The sequence below is a fragment of the Silvania hatchlandensis genome, from assembly GCF_025564065.1.
GTDB lineage: Bacteria > Pseudomonadota > Gammaproteobacteria > Enterobacterales > Enterobacteriaceae > Enterobacter > Enterobacter hatchlandensis.
Genome location: NZ_JAMGZK010000053.1, coordinates 1 through 19,376, shown reverse-complemented (window position 1 = coordinate 19,376; position 19,376 = coordinate 1). Strand labels below are relative to the sequence as shown.

The following is a 19,376-nucleotide window of genomic DNA, read 5'->3' as shown; positions in this document are numbered from 1 at the left end:
AACGAAAATAGCCCGTGAATTTATGGACTTTCAGCTCTATTCACTGGGCGCAGCATTAGTTTTTCACGAGATCTTCTTCCCGGAACAGTCCGCCGCGATGGCGCTTATTCTGGCGATGGGCACTTACGGCGCGGGCTATATCGCCCGTATCGTCGGCGCGTTTTTCTTCGGCAAAATGGGCGACCGGATTGGGCGTAAAAAGGTACTGTTTATCACCATCACCATGATGGGGATCTGTACTACCTTGATTGGCGTGCTGCCGACGTACGCCCAGATTGGCATCTTTGCGCCGGTACTGCTGGTGACGCTGCGTATTGTCCAGGGGCTGGGCGCAGGGGCAGAGATCTCCGGTGCGGGCACCATGCTGGCGGAGTATGCGCCGAAAGGGAAACGCGGCATCATCTCTTCGCTGGTGGCGATGGGCACCAACTGTGGCACCCTGAGCGCCACGGCGATCTGGGCGGCGATGTTCTTCTTCCTCGATCGTGAAGAACTGGTGGCCTGGGGCTGGCGTGTGCCGTTCCTCGCAAGCGTGGTCGTCATGATCTTTGCTATCTGGCTGCGCATGAACCTGAAAGAGAGTCCGGTATTTGAGCAGGTCAATGCGGAAGATGCTCCCGTGCAGTCTGACGATCGGGAAAGCACCCTGGGAGCGATGTTCAAGAGCAAATCGTTCTGGCTGGCGACCGGCCTGCGCTTTGGTCAGGCGGGTAACTCCGGTCTGATTCAGACCTTCCTTGCCGGTTATCTGGTCCAGACCCTGCTGTTTAACAAAAGCATTCCCACCGATGCGTTAATGATCAGCTCCATCCTCGGCTTTATTTCCATTCCGCTGCTGGGTTGGCTGTCCGATAAAATAGGTCGTCGTTTACCCTATATTGTGCTGAATATCTCCGCCATTATTCTGGCGTACCCGATGCTGTCGATTATTGTGGATAACGCCTATTCGCCGGGGGTGATCATGACCTCGATTATCATTATTCACAACTTTGCGGTGCTGGGATTATTTGCCCTGGAGAATATCACCATGGCAGAAATGTTTGGCTCACGTAACCGCTTTACCCGGATGGCGATCTCGAAAGAGGCCGGGGGTCTGGTGGCAGTCGGGTTCGGCCCATTACTGGCGGGGATCTTCTGTAATATGACCGGCTCATGGTGGCCAATTGCGGTGATGATGGTGGTCTATTCGCTGATCGGGCTGATCTCTGCGATCCTGATGCCTGAAGTGTGCGACCGCGATTTGAGCACCCTGGACGATGCCGCAGAAGACAAACCTCGTGTAGCGGGCGTCAATCCGCGCGGCAACCATAGCGCTATTTCCTGATCCACACTGACTCTCCTGCACCCGCAGGGGAGTCATTTTTTTAGACCCTTGCAACAGACAGCAGGAAGAGTGGTATACAGCCCTGAAGCTAATTCTGGATGTTGTCACACAACTTTTAATTGATGTCACACCAGATGGCAAAAAGTTATCGTAAATCAAAATATCAACATCAACAATCAGTATGGTTAACGACATCAGTTTTTATACCTACTGCCATTCTAGTTGGGTTAGTGGGTCGGTGGTGCCATGAGGCGTAACTGCACTGCAGAACACCGGCCAGGATCGTCGCTTAATCAATTTAACGAGTACTATCATGAAAAATCCGTTATTCCATGCGCAAGCAACCCTGCCTCACTACAACCGCGATAACCTGAAGCCTAAAATAGTGCATCTGGGTTTTGGCGCCTTCCATCGTGCGCATCAGGCGGTGTATGCCGATATTCTTGCCGCCGAACACGGCAGCGACTGGGGGTTTTGCGAGGTCAACCTGATTGGCGGTGAGCAGCAGATTGCGGACCTCAAAGCCCAGGACAATCTCTACACCGTGGCAGAAATGTCCGCCGATGCCTGGACTGCGCGGGTCGTCGGGGTGGTGAAACACGCCCTGCATGCGCAGGTCGATGGTCTGGAAGCGGTGCTGTCGGCGATGTGCGAGCCGCAGGTTGCGATTGTCTCGCTGACTATCACCGAGAAAGGCTACTGCCACGCCCCGGCAACCGGACAGCTGATGCTGGATCATCCGCTGATCGCTGCCGATCTGAATAACCCGCACCAGCCGGGCTCTGCCGTTGGCGTGGTGGTCGAAGCGCTGGCGCGGCGTAAAGCGGCGGGCCTGCCCGCCTTTACCGTAATGTCCTGCGACAACATGCCCGAGAACGGTCATGTGATGCGCAATGTCACCTGCGCCTACGCTCGCGCGGTCAATAGCGAGCTGGCCGACTGGATCGAAACTCACGTCACCTTCCCGTCGACAATGGTTGACCGCATTGTGCCCGCCGTCACTGCCGATACCCTGAACAAAATCGAACAAATCACCGGCGTGCGCGATCCGGCAGGTGTAGCCTGCGAACCGTTCCGTCAGTGGGTCGTAGAAGACAATTTTGTTGCCGGTCGTCCGGCGTGGGAGAAAGCAGGCGCCGAGCTGGTGGCCGACGTGATCCCGTTCGAAGAGATGAAGCTGCGTATGCTCAACGGCAGCCACTCATTCCTGGCGTATCTGGGCTACCTGGCGGGCTATCAGCACATTAATGACTGCATGGAAGACGCCAACTACCGTCGCGCCGCGCATGCCCTGATGCTGAACGAGCAGGCACCGACGCTGAAAGTCACTGGCGTCGATCTGGGTCGCTATGCGGATCTGCTGATCGAGCGTTACAGCAATCCGGCGCTGCGTCACCGTACCTGGCAGATCGCGATGGACGGTAGCCAGAAGCTGCCCCAGCGTATGCTGGATTCCGTGCGCTGGCATCGCGTACATCAGCTGTCCTTCCCGCTGCTGGCGCTGGGCGTGGCAGGCTGGATGCGCTATGTCGGGGGTGTGGATGAGCGCGGTGAAGCCATCGAAGTGTGCGACCCACTGCTACCGATGATCCAGCAGGCAGTGCAGGACAGCGCCGAAGGGGCATCACGGGTGAAGGCGTTGATGGGCATCGAGGCGATTTTTGGTAATGAACTGCCGCAGGACGCGACTTTTGTTGAGGCAGTCACAGCGGCGTATCTGACGTTGCTGGATAAAGGGGCAAAAGCCACGGTGGCGCAGTACATCGCGGGCTAACCCTGTCGAATGCCGCCGTCGTGGCGGCATTCATTTTTACGGCTACTCTTCGCTAAACCACTCGCTATTTTCCTGCCGAATTAACTGCACCGACTCGCCAATTTCCTGTAGATGCACGGTCATCGCTTTTTCCACTGCATCGGCATCGTGTTTTTCCAGCGCGCTGAAAATATTGTGATGCTGACGGAGCAGCATCTCCGGCGGCGAGACGTGATCGAGGCTCATATAGCGTACCCGATCCATCGTCGCTTTGATGTTCTCGATGGTGTCCCATGCCAGCTGGCAATCGGCAATCTGCGCCAGCTTCTGATGGAACTCATCGTCCAGCAGGAAGAAATCATTCAGCTGTTTGCGCTCAATGGCGATGCGCTGCTGATGCAGGTTTTGCTCAAGCAGGTAACACTGATGGCTGTCGATAAGGTTCGCGGCGCGACGTGCGACGGCGCATTCTATGGCCTGACGAACAAAACAGCCGTTGCGCACCTGCGAGAGTGAAATCTTGTTTACGTAGCTGCCGCGCTGGGGACGGATCTGAATCAGGCCGTTTTCAGCGAGCTTAATAAAGGCTTCGCGTACAGGCTGGCGAGAGACGTCGAAGCGGATCGACACCTCTTTTTCAGACAGCGGGGTACCCGGCGGGATCAGACAGTGAACAATGTCGCTGCGCAAAATACGGTAAATTTGCTGATTAACAGGTTGGGTCGGATTGAGTTGCGATTCAACGGCCATTCGATGTGATTTCTCAGAGAGTTAACCAGTAAATACTACCATTCTTTTCGCGGGCATCCCATACCCGACCCGCAGGCCGGGCGAGGAAAGATCAGCCGCGATGCACGCTCAGACCAGCAAAACTCTGGCTTACCGGCATTATTTCAAGGGTGTTGATGTTGACGTGCTTCGGCAGCGTCGCCACCCACCAGACGGCTTCCGTTACATCTTCCGGTGTCAGTGCGTCGGTGTTTTCATAGGTTTTACCCGCTTTGGCGTCATCGCCTTTGAAACGGACATTGGAAAACTCAGTGCCGCCCACCAGACCCGGTTCGATATCGGTCACGCGGATTGCCGTGCCATGCAGGTCGGTGCGCAAGTTAAGGCTGAACTGACGCACAAAGGCTTTGGTTGCACCGTAGACGTTGCCGCCCGCGTATGGCCAGCTGCCGGCGGTGGAGCCGATATTGATCACGTGACCACGATTGCGCTCGACCATTCCCGGCAGCACGGCGCGGGTCATGTACACCAGCCCTTTATTGTTGGTGTCGATCATCGTTTCCCAGTCTTCGACGCTGGCTTTATGCGCAGGTTCAAGACCCAGCGCCAGCCCGGCGTTATTCACCAGTACGTCGATGGCTTGCCATTCAGCGGGCAGATTAGCCAGCATCTCTTCAATGGAGGCGCGGTTACGCACGTCCAGCTGCGCGGTCAGAATGCTGTCGCCGAGCTCGTCTTTCAGCTCCTGCAAACGCTCCTGACGGCGGCCGGTGGCAATCACTTTGTGCCCGTTGGCAACGAAGCGACGCGTGATGCTTTCACCAAAACCTGCGGTCGCCCCGGTAACTAAAATAATCATGTCACTGTTCCTCAACGCTTTTTGTGTAGTACTACCATAGCATGTGATCTGACGCAGGGTAAGGCGACTTTTCGCACCTCAGCCGTCGCGGAGATTGCAGCGCAGGGCGGGCTGACCTACTCTGGTGAGATTCATCATATTCCGGAGTCTGATATGTCTGGCACTAACCCCTTTTTAGCACGCAGCACGCTGCCGTACCAGGCACCGCGTTTTGATCTGATCGACGACCATCAATACCGTCCGGCCTTTGATGAGGCGATCCGCCAGAAGCGCGATGAAATCGCGGTAATTGCGGGTTCGACTGACGCTCCGGATTTTGCCAATACCGTGCTGGCTCTGGAGAACAGCGGTGAACTGCTGAGCCGGGTGAGCAACGTCTTTTTTGCCATGACCTCGGCGCATACCAATGATTATCTGCAAGAACTGGAGGAGGCCGTCTCCACTGAACTGGCTGCACTTGCCAATGATATCTGGTTGAATGACGCGCTTTTTGCCCGGGTGAATGCTATTTACCATGTGCGCCAGACGCAGGCAGCGGATGCCGAGTCTCTGCGGTTGATTGAGGAACTGCATCAGCGTTTTATTCTGGCCGGTGCCCGGCTGGGAGATGCACAAAAACAAGAACTGAAAGCGCTCAATACGGAATCGGCTACGCTGACCAGCCAGTTTAACCAGCGCCTGCTGGCGGCAGATAAAGCCGGTGGGCTGGTGGTGGATTATCGCCATCAGCTGGACGGTTTGAGCCCGGCGGAACAAGCGGCCGCCGCGCAGGCCGCTGCCGATAAAGGGCTTACCGATCGCTGGTTGATTCCACTGCTGAACACCACTCAGCAGCCTGCGCTGCAGCAGCTGCGCGATCGCCAGACCCGAGAAAATCTGTTTAACGCAGGCTGGCTGCGCACGCAAAAAAACGATGCCAACGACACCCGGGAGCTGGTGCGTCGACTGGTGGCGCTGCGCGCGCGACAGGCGGAACTGCTGGGCTTTGCTAACTTCGCGAGCTGGAAAATCGCCGATCAGATGGCGAAAACCCCCGAAGCTGCACTGCAGTTTATGCGCGGGATCGTCCCGGCCGCGCGCAAACGTGCCCTGCAGGAACAGGCCGATATCCAGAAGGTGATCGACGATGAGCAGGCCCGCTTTACCGTTCAGGCCTGGGACTGGTCGTTTTATGCCGAGCGCGTGCGGCTGGCGAAATATGCTCTCGATGAATCGCAGGTTAAACCCTACTTTGCCCTTAATACGGTGCTGACCGACGGTGTTTTCTGGGCTGCGACCCAGCTGTTCGGCATCACTTTTGTCGAGCGGACGGACATTCCCGTCTATCACCCGGACGTGCGCGTCTGGGAAATATTCGACAAAAACGGGGAAGGGATGGCGCTGTTTTACGGCGACTTCTTCGCCCGGGATTCAAAAGGCGGCGGAGCATGGATGGGCAACTTCGTTGAACAGTCCCATGAGTCTGGGGCTCGTCCGGTGATCTACAATGTCTGCAATTACCAAAAACCCGCGGAAGGCCAGCCCGCGCTGATCTCCTGGGATGATGTAATTACCCTGTTCCACGAGTTTGGTCATACCCTGCACGGACTGTTTGCCAGCCAGCGTTTTGCCACGCTGTCCGGTACTAACACGCCGCGTGATTTCGTCGAATTCCCATCACAAATTAACGAGCACTGGGCCAGTCACCCAGCGGTGTTTGCCCACTATGCCCGGCACTATCAAACCGGGGAACCGATGCCGGAGGCTTTGCGCGAGAAAATGCTCAGCGCCACCCAGTTTAATAAAGGCTACGACATGACAGAGTTGCTGGCGGCGGCCCTGCTGGATATGAACTGGCATGGGGTAACCGCCAGCGAAGCGCCAGACGATGTCGAGACATTTGAAACCGCCGCGCTGGACGGCGAGCAGTTGCTGCTTCCGGCCATTCCCCCGCGCTATCGCAGCAGTTACTTCGCCCATATCTTCGGCGGCGGTTATGCAGCGGGCTATTACGCTTATTTATGGACCCAAATGCTGGCCGATGACGGCTATCAATGGTTCGTGGAAGAGGGCGGATTGAACCGTGAAAACGGCCAGAAATTCCGCGAGGCGATTTTGTCTCGCGGCAATAGTACTGATTTAGCTGAACTTTATCGCGCGTGGCGCGGGCACGATCCTTTGATCGAGCCGATGCTGGTGAATCGCGGGTTGAGTGCGTAGGGCGTTTTCAGGCTGGAAACAGAACCGGGCATGATGCCCGGTTTTTTGTACGTTTTTTCTTCCCCAAAGCTTCTCCCCAAACTGAATCCTTAAATTCTGCGAAAGCTGGTTGTTCCGACGGTCCGGGTGATTTCCCGTGAAATCCGCCGCACCAGGAACAAGCTGGCCAACCTGGAGAAATTGCGTGATGCGGTTCGCGTCGTTGGCCGCCACAAGAACCTCGTGCATCAACTGGTGAACGAGGCAGGGCGTGTGACTACTGGCGACGTTGTAGCAAAGTTCGGCCTGCACCGCACCACCGCTTAGAATTTCCGGCGTTGTATGTGAGGCAATGCGTTTTTTAAGCCGAGATCATCACCTGGTAAGCAACAAACAGGCAAATACTAATAATTACAATGGCCGCAATGACATTGAATATTATTTCACCCGTGGTGGCTGGCGGCTTCTTCCCACCATAACCAGTACCGCCTCCATGGTTGTCTGGATACGGATTACTTGGTGATGGATGTCTGTATGTGGTGGGGTTGGGAGTAAAATCAAACCTAATCTTGGATCGCTCGTTCTCTTCGCAGTCAGGGCAATGGTAATTGGTAATAGTTCTGAAACATTTTGGGCAGGTAGCCATAGAAACACCTTTTGAAGGGAGTGAAACAACAATAAAACCGTCTACTTCGTATTTTTTAGTTTTTATTTAGTTCCATGTTGTACTTAGACTTTTGTTGGCCTTCCTTAGACGTAGCTTTTACTTTTACAAAAGGAATGGGGTCTTTCAATCCCCTTTTTTAGTGGGCGATCTGCTTGCTAGAGGTGTCTGCCATTAGTAGCCTGCGTAACAAACTCATCGCCGCTGCTGGTTGAGGTGCAATGCTGATCGTCTCGCTGTTTTCGGTGGACAGGATGGCGTCGAAGGGCGGAAGTATGAAGTTTATAAAGTCGTTGCCGGAGTGTGGACTGTCTGCGACGGCCGCCCTCTACAGCTTTGTCTTACTTTAAAGTGATTGCCGGGCAGCTATCACCACCCGGCCTGTGGTTACTACTGCAGTTCCTTATCTTTTAGCTGTTCAATGTAAAAGTCGTAACGGTTAAGGAACCACAGCCGGCAGTCTTCATCCATGTTGCCGGTTATTGCATCCGTGCATAGATGTCGGCCTTGCAAGCGCATCCGGGCGAAGCTAGATGCAAGAAAATCTAAATCCCGGGAAGACACAACACCCTTCTCACTAACTAACTGCATACATTCCTCCTCTGCCAGACGAACCAAAAAGAAAAATGCGGCTGTTGTAAGTATGGCTCAAAAAATCGTAGGCGTGATCATTCCGGCTGCACTAGCAGGTCAGAAATCGTCACCAGACAACTACAGGCTTATAAGTGCATAACCAATCGAGGCAGGCGAACTGCCAACAATCTACCGATAGGGCACCGAGATGAGTGAAGCAAAACCGCCAGACGGCAGCACCGTAAACGGGTCCGCTCGGTAACTCCGGGTAACATCGCCCGCATGAACCGCCTGAAGGGCGTCAGTCGTCACTTCTGCAGCCTTCTTGATACAGAGCGTGAGGTGGTGAATTCTGAGAAAGTGGAAACAGGACATCATTCTGTGGAAGCAAGCGAGGCCGCGCGCTGCCTTGCTATTGCTTGCACCAAAATGCAGGAAGCCTGTATGTGGGCATGTCGTGCTGTTGCGCGCGCTGACGCTGATTGCTAGCCATCCCAAAGCTCATCTGCGGGTGGGCTTGATGCTTTTTTTTTAGTCTGGTTAAGGTGCTGCCATTACCATGATTTCGTCATCATCCTGCCCGCTATGAAGTTTGTTAAACAAAGGATTGGGATGGCGAGAAGCCAGGGAAGACGTGAACCATCCATATAGGATGTACTCACTACATTAACAAGTGAGATGCTGCCGTAAATGTTAATGAAGATAAACCATGCCAATACTAAATTTCTCATAACTATCATCCGCAACCCATTAATTGTGTGGATAATATCCATCTGCTTAATTACAAAAGCAAATTTGAAAGCCAGAACCGGGCGAGATGCCCGGTTTTTCTCCATAAGCCGTGCGAAACGAACCAGGAATATGCATGAAATATGCCGGGCGCAACGTCAGGCCTTACTCTTGTTCGGTTAACTGCGGCATATGTTCTATTGCAAACGCCAGAACCTTTTCACCATCCAGTGAAGCAAAAGGGTAGCTTTCAATCACCGCGACAGGGCGGTCCGGGCCAATTTCCTTTTTGAGTTCATCAAGCTTGTACTGGATATGGGGGGTGACAAGGAAGCAGTCAAAGGCAGGTGCCACGCTTGCAAAATTATCTACCCCTACGGCGCTGATGATCATCTTATAGCCGTGTTCATTCGCGACGGTTTGCATCTTTTTCGCCAGCGAATTAGCGGTATTACCGAACAGGCAACATATAAGCAGTTTTTTCATGGAGGTATCCTCGTGGAAACTGCGCCTACACTATGCCTGCGGATGACAAGGAAATGAGAGGTTGCTCAATATTCATACGGTGAATTGGTCAAACGATAGATAAGTTGATATTAAGCAACTTCAGCGCACAGGGGAATTGACCAGCTTGAGTCGGTGACCACTAGTAATCATCTTTCAGATCCTGCGTGGCAGAAAGCAGCGTAAAACCCATGACGATCACGGCAAGAATGCCAAGGATCAGCAGTGTAATAATCATTCGCTCTCCTTATGGTGTCCTTTACAAAAGAATAGCGTATGAACACGTTACTCATGGCGCGGCTGTTCTACATTCGGAATTCACCTTAAACCTCATACCTGCCCTACATGTAGACAGGAGCGACTCGTTTAGCTTTCATTTATCCTCCTCGTGCTAGCTTGATAATGATCCGCAACCAGGTACGGAATGCCCGGTTCGTAGATATCAAAATACAAATCTATCCATGCAAGCATTTACCGCCAGTTTCTGGCGGTTTTTTTTGCCCCTTCGCAGCATCATGAATTTTTTTCAACACAGATGAATTTTTCTCGTTTGCCGTCGGCGCGGTGCTGTGACATCTTTTTTAGACATTTAGCCATCCAGATGTCTAAAAATTCACATAATGAATTATCACTGTCGGCAATTATCTGCCGGCAGTTAAAGGAGATAAGCATGCAGCGACAACACGCCCCGAACCGCGCCGATGTGGTAGGCAGTTTCTTACGTCCCGATGCCATCAAGCAGGCGCGAGTGAAGTTTGCCAGCGGCGAGATCGACGCGCGCCAGCTGCGTGCAGTAGAAGACGAGGCGATTCGCCATGTGGTTGAACAACAGTGCGCCTGCGGTCTGCAGGTGGTGACCGACGGGGAGTTCCGTCGCGCCTGGTGGCACTTTGATTTCTTCGACGGGCTTCAGGGTGTGGAGCGCTACGACGCCAGTCAGGGTATCCAGTTTAACGGGGTCCAGACCAAAGCTCACGGTGTGCGGGTGACCAGCAAGCTCGGGTTCGGCAGCCATCCGATGCTGGATGACTTCCGCTACCTGCAAAGCATCAGCGGCAGTGCGCAGGCGAAGATGACCATTCCGAGCCCGAGCGTGCTGCATTTTCGCGGTGGGCGCAAAGATATCGATTTGACGGTCTATCCTGAGCTGGATGCCTACTTCGATGACCTGGCGCAAACCTGGCGCGATGCGATCCACGCGTTCTATGCGGCGGGTTGCCGCAATCTGCAGCTGGACGACACCGTCTGGGCGTACCTGTGCTCAGACGATCAGCGCCGCCAGATCCGCGAGCGTGGCGATGACCCGGACCAGCTGGCACGCACCTATGCCCAGGTGCTGAATAAGGCGCTGGAAGGCAAGCCGGACGATCTGACGGTCGGGCTGCACGTCTGTCGCGGTAACTTCCGTTCGACGTGGATTTCCGAAGGGGGTTACGAGCCGGTCGCTGAGATCCTGTTTGGCACCGTTAACGTCGATGCGTTCTTCCTGGAATACGACAACGATCGCAGCGGGGATTTCGCGCCGTTACGCTTTGTGCGTCCGGGCAAGCAGCAGGTGGTGCTGGGGCTGATCACCACCAAAAGCGGTGAGCTGGAGAACCCGGAAGGGGTAAAAGCCCGTCTGGAAGAGGCGGCGAAGTACGTGGCTAAAGCGCAGATCTGCCTGAGCCCGCAGTGCGGTTTTGCCTCTACCGAAGAGGGCAACAGCCTGACGGAAGCCCAGCAGTGGGACAAAGTTCGTCTGGTAACCCAAATCGCCAGCGAAGTATGGTAACGGGCTTGTTTTACGATATGTTATAATATAACATACTCGCTCTCTAAAACGGAGTGAGGATCTTATTTTGGCTGGACATATTGGTAAATTTGCAATGACTCTGGGGGCGCTGCTGGTCAGCGCCCAGGCGTTCGCCCATTCCCACGGCCATCAGATGACCGAGGCGGAACAAAAAGCGGCGAACGGCGTGTTCGAAGATAAAGACGTCAAGGATCGTAAGTTGTCCGACTGGGATGGCGTCTGGCAGTCGGTGTATCCGTTTTTACTGAGCGGCGATCTGGATCCGGTATTTAAAAAGAAGGCCGAGAAAGATAAGAGTCAATCTTTTGACGAGGTAAAAGCCTATTACCGCACGGGCTACGCCACGGATGTCGAGACCATCGGCATCGAGAATAACGTCATGGAATTCCATGTCGGTAAAGCCGTGAGCAACTGCCAGTATGCCTACAGCGGCTACAAAATTCTGACCTATACCTCCGGCAAGAAGGGCGTCCGCTACCTGTTCGAATGTAAAGACGCCAGCAGCAAAGCGCCGAAATTCGTTCAGTTCAGCGACCACACCATCGGCCCGCGCGCCTCGGCCCATTTCCATATCTTTATGGGCAACACCTCCCACGAGGCGTTGTTAAAAGAGATGGATAACTGGCCGACCTATTACCCGAACGAAATGTATAAAGCGCAGGTCGTTGACGAGATGTTGCATCATTGATAGAGAGCCTGATGCCCACTCCCGGGGAGAGGGCGGGCATCAGGCCGTCTTGCAATGCCGCACGGCGTCAGGCTAATTTTGGCGCCTCACCCCACGCTTTTACGCTCATTCCGCGCAGGATCATCAGCCATGCCACCACGATAGCCACCATCATAATCACAAACAGCGACCAGTGGGGAAGATGGGTCAGGATAAGCCCGGTGATCATCGGGTTAAATGCTGCACCCAGCCAGCCCAGCGCCTGGGCGGAGAAGTAGCTCGCTTTCATTCCCGGCGGGGCGATGTTGTCGATCAGCATATATTCACCCGGGGCATAAATTATCTCACCCACGGTAAACACCGCCGCTGCCAGTCCCCAATACAGAAGATTCTCCCCGGAGAACATGAATCCCGCCAGGCCGAGCACGAAAAACACCGTACCCAGCGTCATCAGCGGGCGAATATTTCGCGCCGACAGTTTTCGACCAATAATGTATTGCAGCGTGACCACCATCGCCGCATTCACCGGCAGCACCACCGCCACCACGTTCTGGGCAAAATCGCTATCGTAATCCGCTGCCAGCACGTACTGAGAAATACAGCTGGCAAACGACCCGCCCACGTAGGAGGCCAGCAGCCCGGAAAGCGTATACCAGAACAAGGCCCGGTCACGCAGCAGCACCGACGGCTGCCACGCCACGGCGACCTGCTCACTCTCGGCTGCGATACCTTTCTGCACATAGCGTTGAATTAACACCAGTGGCAACGCGGCGCAGAAGGCTGCCATCCAGAAAGGCAGTTGCAAACTGTACATCATCAGCAGGGTGCTTAATGGCGGCCCGATGGTCCAGCCAATGTTCAAAAAGCTGTAGTTAAGTGAGAAAATCCGCGCTTTTTCCGCCGGATTCAGCACATCGGCAAACCAGGCTTTAAGTACCGTCGAGAAAACCGAGTAGGCGCAGTTGATAAGGGAGAAGGCAAGCACCACCAGCACAACATTATCCACCAGCGGGATCGTCAGAAAGCCCAGCGCAACCGCCGTAATGGCGATCAGCATATAGCGATTTTTATCGAACTTATCGGCCAGAATGCCAAAGCCCAGGCTGAAAATGACCCCGATAGTCAGGGCAATTGTCAGGGCATAACCAATATTCGCCACGCTCATGTTGTAGACGCGCGTCAGGTAGATGGTCATAAATGGCAGCGTGGCGCCGCGCCCGATGGTGAGTAATAACGACGACGCCAACAGCGCGGAGGTTGATCGCCTGATTGATAAGTTCATTTTCCTGCCCGACATGACGAGAATTTTTTGTTATGTCTTATCAGGATTATCACGCCATAAGCGGCTTGTATAGCACCTAATTTATCCGTAAGTGCTTCCACTGGCTGCCAGAATTAATGATCTGTTCCTGAGCGTTTTTTTTCGTTACCTTGAACAGTCTTTACAAAAACTGAATAAACAGGGGCAGGGTATGACGCGCAAAGACGGGCTACTGGCGTTGCTGGTAGTGGTGGTATGGGGGCTGAATTTTGTGGTGATTAAAGTCGGACTGCACAATATGCCCCCGCTGATGCTGGCAGGTTTACGCTTTCTGCTGGTGGCCTTCCCGGCGCTGTTTTTTGTTGCCCGTCCGAAAATTCCGTGTCGTCTGCTGCTGGGCTACGGTCTCACCATCAGCTTTGGCCAGTTTGCCTTTTTGTTTAGCGCCATTAACTTTGGCATGCCTGCCGGTCTGGCTTCGCTGGTGCTGCAGGCGCAGGCCTTTTTCACCATCATCCTGGGCGCGGTGGTGTTTGGCGAACGCCTGCAGGGTAAACAATTGGTGGGGATTACGCTTGCGGTATTTGGCGTGCTGGTGCTGGTGCAGGCCAGCCTCAACGGGCAGCACGTTGCGCTGCTGGGCTTTATGTTGACCCTGGCGGCGGCGTTCAGCTGGGCGTGCGGCAACATCTTCAACAAAAAAATCATGCAGTTGGAATCGCGTCCGCCGGTGATGTCGCTGGTGGTGTGGAGCGCGCTGATCCCGATTGTGCCGTTTATGGCCGCCTCGTGGCTGCTGGATGGCCCATCGGTGATGTGGCAAAGCCTGGTCGCCATCGATCTGACCACCATTCTTTCACTTGTCTACCTGGCGTTTGTCGCGACGATTGTTGGCTACGGCATCTGGGGCTCGCTGCTGGGGCGTTACGAAACCTGGCGGGTGGCGCCGCTATCGCTGCTGGTGCCGGTGGTGGGTATCGCCAGTGCGGCGCTGCTGCTTGGTGAAACGCTGGGCGCGCTACAGTTGTTCGGTGCGCTGCTGGTGATGGCCGGGCTGTACATTAATGTCTTTGGTTTGCGACTGCGTCGGTCGACACGGGCGAGAAGCTAAAAAAAGCCCCGCACAGGCGGGGCAATACAAATTAAGCGCCCTGGTTGTAATAGGGCACGCCTAATTCGTCGGATTTGTCGCTGCCTGCGCCCATATGATTAAAATCATGAGGCGACTGGCCGTTGGCCGTTGGCAGGAACGTCGCGTCGTGGCTGGTCTGCTGCGTCGCGTTCAGGGTTTGCTCCGCAAAACTCGGGCCGGAGAACAGCACCAGAGCGGCGAGGGCGGCGGAGGCGAACAGTTTCATAATTTCCTCGATACGTCTTAATACAGGCGTTTAGCAGTTACAGTGGTTGATAGGGAGTAGATAACGAGATTCACCGCGCATATTGGTGATGCGATATTTATGCGGTGGAACGTCGAAATAGTTCTTGAACGTGCGGGTCAGGGTCTGTTGCGATTCAAACCCGTAACGCTCAGCCAGATACAGGATCGGCTCGTTGCTTTCCTTCAACTTCTGTGCGATTTCAGTCAATTTACGGCTGCGGATGTACTGACCTAATGAATGACCGGTCTCTTTTTTAAACATCCGTTGCAGGTGCCATTTTGAGTAACCTGAACGCTCGGACACTTTCTCAAGTGACAGCGGCGATTCCAGGTTATCTTCGATCCAGCCCAAAATGCTATGAATAGTGATGGCGTCAGTATTGCGTCTGGACATCGTCATACCTCTTTCTGTTTACGGCAGGATTTTCTTAAGCAAATGCTCAAGCGTTGCCACTTCATCCGCCGCTAAGTTTTTTGTTAGTTCCTGGTGCAGCTTTTGCCCGACTAATTGATGACATTGTTCACATACGGCTGCGCCGTCGCGGGTTAACTGCACCAGCACACCGCGTTTGTCATTCGGATTAGGGCGTCGTTCAATCCATCCCTTACAGACCAGACGATCCATCATGCGCGTCAGCGCACCCAGGTCGACAGATAAGATTTTCTTTAGCTCACCCGGCGTGATGCACCCTTCGCAGCGCACGGAACACAGCACTTTGAACTGGGTTGCGGTGATATCCAGCGGTGACAGATAGTCATTGAGCAGGCGATCTTTTTTCTGGTTAACCATATAGATCAGGCGCCCCAGCGGAATAATATCGTTGAAGAGGTCACTGGCGCTTGTCACAATGGTTGCCCTGGCAAGTAGTTTAGTTGCGGCAGATATTATTGCTCAGGCAACTATAAGTCAACTGAATGCATAAGCTTATGACACGTTTTGCTAAAACGATTCAGACACATTTTTTGCCGTCTTTAGCTATTCATTCATAACCTGGAATAATTGATTTCGGGGCGCAAATATTACTTACGATGTGCGCGTGGTCGATCCAGCCATTTTCACCGTATACTTGCCGGGGTAAATGTTGATAAAGGACGATGACGTAACATGGTGGATTTATTTCAAGCAATTGGCCTTGGGCTGGTGGTGTTACTGCCGCTGGCTAACCCGTTAACGACGGTGGCACTCTTTCTGGGCCTTGCCGGTGATATGAACCGGGAGGAGCGTAACCAGCAGTCTTTAATGGCTTCTGTTTACGTTTTTGCGATCATGATGGTGGCCTATTACGCCGGACAGCTGGTGATGAATACCTTCGGGATCTCCATTCCCGGTCTGCGTATCGCCGGGGGGCTGATCGTGGCCTTTATCGGTTTCAGGATGCTGTTCCCGGCGCCTAAGGCGCACGAACCTGCGGATAAAAACGCACTTGAGGATCAGCAGGACAAACAGTCGCCGAATATCGCGTTTGTGCCGCTGGCGATGCCGAGCACGGCAGGGCCGGGGACGATAGCGATGATCATCAGCTCCGCCTCCACGGTGCGCACCGGTTCTACTTTCCCGGACTGGGTCGTGATGGTGGCTCCGCCGCTCATTTTCGCGCTTATCGGCCTGATCCTGTGGGGTTGTCTGCGCAGTTCTGGCGCGATTATGCGCTGGGTGGGTAAAGACGGTATCGAAGCTATCTCCCGTCTGATGGGCTTCCTGCTGGTCTGTATGGGCGTGCAGTTTATCATTAACGGCGTGCTGGAAATTATCCAGACCTACCCGTAATCGCGGTGCCGGGTGGCGCACGACCACCCGGCCACAGCGCTAACCGTTTTGCGGCTGTTCTTCCAGAGTGACAGGCCATTTGCGGAAGATCAGCACCGACCAGATCAAGGCCGCCAGCGCCGGGATCGCCCCCAGATAACCAATCGACGCCATCGACAGATGCAGGCTTATCTGATTCCCCAGCAGCGCACCTGCGCCAATCCCCAGATTAAATATCCCGGAAAACAGCGACATGGCTACATCGGTTGCATCAGGCGCCAGCGCCAGCACTTTCACCTGCATGCCGAGGCCGATAATCATGATCGCCACCCCCCAGACGATGCTCAGGATGGCCAGGTTGGTCTCGCTGCCCGACGCAGGCAGCAGCAACAGCAGGCACGCCAGCAGCAGACCGATGGCGCTGCTGACCAGCAATGAGGCATGGCGGTTGCCCAGTTTACCAAACAGCACGCTGCCGATAATACCCGCGCCGCCCAGTAGCAACAGCAGAACGGTAGCGAATGAGGCGCTAAAACCGGCGATAGTCTGCACGAACGGCTCGATGTAGCTGTAGGCGGTGTAGTGCGCCGTGACCACGACGACCGTCAGCAGATACAGGCTCATCAGCGCCGGACGGCGGAACAGTACCGGCAGGCTTTTTAGCGATCCGGAGTGTTCACTCGGTAATTTTGGCAGGAGTTTGATCAGGCACAGCAGGGTGATCAGCGCTCCAAGGCCGATGATGAAAAAGGTGGTCCGCCAGCCGAAATACTGCCCGACAATACGACCCAGCGGCAGCCCGAGCACCATCGCCAGCGCGGTCCCGGTGGCCAGCAGGCTCAGCGCCTGGGCGCGTTTCCCGGCCGGGGCCAGGCGGATCGCCAGTGAGGCGGTAATCGACCAGAAGATGGCGTGCGCAAAGGCAATCCCGATCCGGCTTATCACCAGTACCGTGAAGTTCCACGCCAGAAATGACAGCACGTGGCTGGCAATAAACAGCACAAACAGCCCGATCAGCAGCTTGCGGCGTTCAACCTGGCTGGTAAGCAGCATAAACGGCAGCGACAGCAAGGCCACCACCCAGGCGTAGATGGTCAGCATGATCCCCACCTGCGCGGTTTCCATCTGGAAGCTGGCCGCAATGTCGGAGAGCAGGCCAACGGGAACAAATTCAGTGGTATTGAAGATAAACGCCGCAATCGCGAGCGTCACCACCCGTAGCCACGCGACCCGGCGGGAAACGGTATTGGTTGTCATAAAAATGTCCGGGAATCGTTACATAAATGAGGTGAGGGCGATCTTAAAACCATCCCTGCTGAAAATACAATCATTTTGTGATGCAGATCTCAATTCAATGCTGAGGTAAAGGCTGGTGAAAGGCGTTATTTTCCATGAATATAGAATGCAACATTAGGTTAACAGTGGGTAAGGCGATGCAGGAAAGTGAGTTTTATCTGGTGGACGCATTCAGCGACGGCGCATTTGGCGGCAACCCGGCGGCGGTGTGCCCGCTGACGGAATGGTTGCCGGACGATACGCTGTTAAAGATGACGCAGCAGCACAACCAGTCGGAGACCGCCTTTTTTGTTTGCCACAAAGGGGGCATTGAGCTGCGCTGGTTTACCACCCACGGTGAAGTTAACCTCTGCGGCCACGCGACTCTGGCTACCGCCTGGGTGCTGTTTAACGAACTGGATTACCCCGATGCCCGGATCCATTTTGATACGGCATCCGGCAGGCTGACGGTCAGCCGCGACGGGGAGTGGTTAACGCTTGATTTTCCTGCCTGCCCCACCGAGGCGCAGACCCCGCCCGCAGAGATGCTGAGCGCGCTGGGGATCGAGCACTATGTGGAGGCCCGGAAAGGGCGTGCCTGGATGCTGGTGCTGGAAAATCGCCAGCAGGTCGAGGCGGTGACGCCAAATATCAACGCCATGACACCGGGGGAACATAAGGTGTCGATCACCGCGCGCGCAGACGGCAAGTACGATTTTGTCAGCCGCTTTTTCTCACCGGGCGTGGCGCTGTGGGAAGATCCGGTCACCGGCTCTGCGCATACCATGCTCATTCCTTACTGGAGTGAAAAGCTGGGAAAAACGTCGCTTTTCGCCCGGCAGGTTTCGCGCCGGGGTGGCGATATTCGTTGTGAACTGAAGGGCGACCGGGTATTGATGAGTGGCAAAGCCTCGCTGTATATGAAAGGTCATCTGTTTTTGCGCTAAAAAAGGTTAACACAATGAAAGAAATTGCATTTTATCTTGTCGATGCGTTCAGCGATCGCGCGTTTGGTGGTAACCCGGCAGCCGTTTGTCCCCTGGAAGACTGGCTGCCGGACGATACCCTGTTAAAAATGGCACAGCAGCATAACCAGTCCGAAACCGCTTTTTTCGTGCGGACTGACGCGGGCTTCGAGCTGCGCTGGTTTACTACCCAGCATGAAATCAACCTTTGCGGTCACGCTACGCTTGCCAGTGCGCACGTGATTTTTGAGTATCTCGACTATCCGCAGACCGAGATTGTCTTCTCCACCCGTTTTGTCGGCGACCTGACGGTCACCCGCAAAGGCGACTGGCTGACGCTTAACTTCCCGGCCTGGGGCTGCGAGGCGGTCGATAACCCGCCTGAGCTATTGTTCAGCACCCTGGGCATCAGCGAGGCGAAAGAGGTGCGGGCAGGGCGCGATTACATGGTGGTGCTCGAAAACCAGCAGCAGGTTGAAGCCCTGACGCCGGACATCGACGGGATGATGCCGCTGGGTAAGATGGTTTGCGTGACCGCCCCGGGAGATAACGATGATTTCGTCAGCCGCTTTTTCTGTCCGGGTGAAGGAGTAGCGGAAGATCCGGTTACCGGCTCCGCCCACAGCATGCTGATCCCGTACTGGAGCGAAAAGCTGGGTAAAACCCGGCTGCAGGCGCGTCAGGTCTCCGCCCGCGGCGGGGATCTGCGCTGTGAGCTGAAGGGCGATCGGGTACTGATAGGTGGCCAGGCAGCCCTGTATCTGAAAGGCACCGTGTTCCTGCGCAGGTAAAAGCAAAACAACAACCCAAGGTTGTTGTTTTTAATGTTTGCCCCCTCTCCCTGTGGGTGTACAGTCCGGGGACATGGTAGACAGATGTTCGGGGACAGGGTGAACACTTTTTAACATCCTTTACCCATGGTGATCGACTTTCTTTTCAGGTCGATCACCCCCACTTTTGTGCTGTACCACCATA

At 54.7% G+C, this 19,376-nt stretch carries 17 protein-coding genes and 2 pseudogenes; 10 read left to right on the top strand and 9 right to left on the bottom strand.

Annotated features, from left to right (window positions below; translation table 11 throughout):
• Positions 1-10 precede the first annotated feature (10 nt).
• A pseudogene (locus M8014_RS17170) lies at positions 11-1,324 on the top strand (MFS transporter); the annotation flags it as partial.
• A gap of 313 nt (positions 1,325-1,637) precedes the next feature.
• A complete protein-coding gene (locus M8014_RS17165) occupies positions 1,638-3,098 on the top strand; it encodes a mannitol dehydrogenase family protein (RefSeq protein WP_271283599.1) in 1,461 nt (486 codons plus the stop codon).
• A 42-nt stretch (positions 3,099-3,140) separates the two neighbouring features.
• Here M8014_RS17165 and M8014_RS17160 read toward each other — a convergent pair whose 3' ends face one another.
• Both M8014_RS17160 and ydfG read right to left on the bottom strand, forming a co-directional pair.
• Positions 3,141-3,827, bottom strand: coding sequence for a GntR family transcriptional regulator (locus M8014_RS17160; RefSeq protein WP_271283598.1), 687 nt, complete (start codon positions 3,825-3,827; stop codon positions 3,141-3,143).
• Between the two features lie 91 nt (positions 3,828-3,918).
• Positions 3,919-4,665 carry a bifunctional NADP-dependent 3-hydroxy acid dehydrogenase/3-hydroxypropionate dehydrogenase YdfG gene (gene ydfG / locus M8014_RS17155; RefSeq protein WP_271283597.1) on the bottom strand — a complete coding sequence of 249 codons (747 nt, stop codon included), beginning with the start codon at positions 4,663-4,665 and terminating at the stop codon, positions 3,919-3,921.
• Between the two features lie 153 nt (positions 4,666-4,818).
• On the opposite strand from ydfG, the gene dcp reads away from it, so the two are divergent.
• On the top strand, positions 4,819-6,864 hold the full coding sequence (gene dcp / locus M8014_RS17150) for a peptidyl-dipeptidase Dcp (RefSeq protein ID WP_271283596.1): 2,046 nt from the start codon (positions 4,819-4,821) through the stop codon (positions 6,862-6,864).
• Positions 6,865-7,897: 1,033 nt separating this feature from the next.
• On the opposite strand, the gene M8014_RS17145 is transcribed toward dcp, so the two are convergent.
• The gene (locus M8014_RS17145) at positions 7,898-8,098 is read right to left on the bottom strand and encodes a glycogen synthesis protein GlgS (RefSeq protein ID WP_271283595.1); all 201 of its coding nucleotides are present in this window, start codon (positions 8,096-8,098) and stop codon (positions 7,898-7,900) included.
• 190 nt (positions 8,099-8,288) lie between these two features.
• Between M8014_RS17145 and M8014_RS17140 the strand changes: the two are divergent.
• Positions 8,289-8,569: pseudogene (locus tag M8014_RS17140) on the top strand (Acb2/Tad1 domain-containing protein).
• A gap of 405 nt (positions 8,570-8,974) precedes the next feature.
• Here the strand turns inward: M8014_RS17140 and M8014_RS17135 are convergent.
• Positions 8,975-9,295: a PTS sugar transporter subunit IIB gene (locus M8014_RS17135; RefSeq protein ID WP_271283594.1), complete on the bottom strand. Its 321-nt coding sequence runs from the start codon at positions 9,293-9,295 to the stop codon at positions 8,975-8,977.
• 688 nt (positions 9,296-9,983) lie between these two features.
• Here M8014_RS17135 and M8014_RS17130 point away from each other — a divergent pair.
• Together M8014_RS17130 and zinT are read left to right on the top strand one after the other, a co-directional pair.
• Positions 9,984-11,087 carry a cobalamin-independent methionine synthase II family protein gene (locus M8014_RS17130; RefSeq protein WP_271283593.1) on the top strand — a complete coding sequence of 368 codons (1,104 nt, stop codon included), beginning with the start codon at positions 9,984-9,986 and terminating at the stop codon, positions 11,085-11,087.
• Positions 11,088-11,154: 67 nt separating this feature from the next.
• Positions 11,155-11,796: a metal-binding protein ZinT gene (gene zinT, locus M8014_RS17125; RefSeq protein WP_271283592.1), complete on the top strand. Its 642-nt coding sequence runs from the start codon at positions 11,155-11,157 to the stop codon at positions 11,794-11,796.
• A 67-nt stretch (positions 11,797-11,863) separates the two neighbouring features.
• Here zinT and ydeE read toward each other — a convergent pair whose 3' ends face one another.
• Positions 11,864-13,057 carry an efflux MFS transporter YdeE gene (gene ydeE, locus M8014_RS17120; RefSeq protein WP_271283591.1) on the bottom strand — a complete coding sequence of 398 codons (1,194 nt, stop codon included), beginning with the start codon at positions 13,055-13,057 and terminating at the stop codon, positions 11,864-11,866.
• 190 nt (positions 13,058-13,247) lie between these two features.
• Between ydeE and eamA the strand changes: the two genes are divergently transcribed.
• Positions 13,248-14,147 (top strand): O-acetylserine/cysteine exporter, encoded by a 900-nt coding sequence (eamA, locus tag M8014_RS17115; protein WP_271283590.1) that lies wholly within the window; start codon positions 13,248-13,250, stop codon positions 14,145-14,147.
• Positions 14,148-14,178: 31 nt separating this feature from the next.
• Here the strand turns inward: eamA and marB are convergent, their stop codons facing one another.
• From marB to marR, 3 genes are read right to left on the bottom strand one after another with little or no spacing between them, the layout of a single operon-like run.
• Complete coding sequence (marB, locus tag M8014_RS17110; protein ID WP_271283589.1) at positions 14,179-14,394, bottom strand: multiple antibiotic resistance protein MarB; 216 nt, start codon at positions 14,392-14,394, stop codon at positions 14,179-14,181.
• A gap of 30 nt (positions 14,395-14,424) precedes the next feature.
• Entirely contained in the window at positions 14,425-14,808 is a 384-nt protein-coding gene (marA, locus tag M8014_RS17105) for an MDR efflux pump AcrAB transcriptional activator MarA (RefSeq protein ID WP_072250842.1), read from the bottom strand.
• A gap of 18 nt (positions 14,809-14,826) precedes the next feature.
• Entirely contained in the window at positions 14,827-15,261 is a 435-nt protein-coding gene (gene marR, locus M8014_RS17100) for a multiple antibiotic resistance transcriptional regulator MarR (RefSeq protein WP_271283588.1), read from the bottom strand.
• Positions 15,262-15,519: 258 nt separating this feature from the next.
• Between marR and M8014_RS17095 the strand changes: the two genes are divergently transcribed.
• Complete coding sequence (locus tag M8014_RS17095; RefSeq protein WP_271283587.1) at positions 15,520-16,182, top strand: MarC family NAAT transporter; 663 nt, start codon at positions 15,520-15,522, stop codon at positions 16,180-16,182.
• A 39-nt stretch (positions 16,183-16,221) separates the two neighbouring features.
• Here the strand turns inward: M8014_RS17095 and M8014_RS17090 are convergent, their stop codons facing one another.
• Complete coding sequence (locus M8014_RS17090; protein WP_271283586.1) at positions 16,222-17,418, bottom strand: sugar transporter; 1,197 nt, start codon at positions 17,416-17,418, stop codon at positions 16,222-16,224.
• A gap of 176 nt (positions 17,419-17,594) precedes the next feature.
• Between M8014_RS17090 and M8014_RS17085 the strand changes: the two genes are divergently transcribed.
• Together M8014_RS17085 and M8014_RS17080 are read left to right on the top strand one after the other, a co-directional pair.
• Positions 17,595-18,383 carry a PhzF family phenazine biosynthesis protein gene (locus tag M8014_RS17085; RefSeq protein ID WP_271283585.1) on the top strand — a complete coding sequence of 263 codons (789 nt, stop codon included), beginning with the start codon at positions 17,595-17,597 and terminating at the stop codon, positions 18,381-18,383.
• A gap of 14 nt (positions 18,384-18,397) precedes the next feature.
• Positions 18,398-19,192 (top strand): PhzF family phenazine biosynthesis protein, encoded by a 795-nt coding sequence (locus M8014_RS17080; protein WP_271283584.1) that lies wholly within the window; start codon positions 18,398-18,400, stop codon positions 19,190-19,192.
• The last annotated feature ends 184 nt before the right edge of the window (positions 19,193-19,376 follow it).

What these genes read in the sequence shown, in the direction of transcription:
- M8014_RS17165 (WP_271283599.1), top strand. Translation starts at nt 1,638, where the DNA reads ATGAAAAATCCGTTATTCCATGCGCAAGCAACCCTGCCTCACTACAAC.
- M8014_RS17160 (WP_271283598.1), bottom strand. Translation starts at nt 3,827, where the DNA reads ATGGCCGTTGAATCGCAACTCAATCCGACCCAACCTGTTAATCAGCAA.
- ydfG (WP_271283597.1), bottom strand. Translation starts at nt 4,665, where the DNA reads ATGATTATTTTAGTTACCGGGGCGACCGCAGGTTTTGGTGAAAGCATC.
- dcp (WP_271283596.1), top strand. Translation starts at nt 4,819, where the DNA reads ATGTCTGGCACTAACCCCTTTTTAGCACGCAGCACGCTGCCGTACCAG.
- M8014_RS17145 (WP_271283595.1), bottom strand. Translation starts at nt 8,098, where the DNA reads ATGCAGTTAGTTAGTGAGAAGGGTGTTGTGTCTTCCCGGGATTTAGAT.
- M8014_RS17135 (WP_271283594.1), bottom strand. Translation starts at nt 9,295, where the DNA reads ATGAAAAAACTGCTTATATGTTGCCTGTTCGGTAATACCGCTAATTCG.
- M8014_RS17130 (WP_271283593.1), top strand. Translation starts at nt 9,984, where the DNA reads ATGCAGCGACAACACGCCCCGAACCGCGCCGATGTGGTAGGCAGTTTC.
- ydeE (WP_271283591.1), bottom strand. Translation starts at nt 13,057, where the DNA reads ATGAACTTATCAATCAGGCGATCAACCTCCGCGCTGTTGGCGTCGTCG.
- eamA (WP_271283590.1), top strand. Translation starts at nt 13,248, where the DNA reads ATGACGCGCAAAGACGGGCTACTGGCGTTGCTGGTAGTGGTGGTATGG.
- marB (WP_271283589.1), bottom strand. Translation starts at nt 14,394, where the DNA reads ATGAAACTGTTCGCCTCCGCCGCCCTCGCCGCTCTGGTGCTGTTCTCC.
- marA (WP_072250842.1), bottom strand. Translation starts at nt 14,808, where the DNA reads ATGTCCAGACGCAATACTGACGCCATCACTATTCATAGCATTTTGGGC.
- M8014_RS17095 (WP_271283587.1), top strand. Translation starts at nt 15,520, where the DNA reads ATGGTGGATTTATTTCAAGCAATTGGCCTTGGGCTGGTGGTGTTACTG.
- M8014_RS17090 (WP_271283586.1), bottom strand. Translation starts at nt 17,418, where the DNA reads ATGACAACCAATACCGTTTCCCGCCGGGTCGCGTGGCTACGGGTGGTG.
- M8014_RS17085 (WP_271283585.1), top strand. Translation starts at nt 17,595, where the DNA reads ATGCAGGAAAGTGAGTTTTATCTGGTGGACGCATTCAGCGACGGCGCA.
- M8014_RS17080 (WP_271283584.1), top strand. Translation starts at nt 18,398, where the DNA reads ATGAAAGAAATTGCATTTTATCTTGTCGATGCGTTCAGCGATCGCGCG.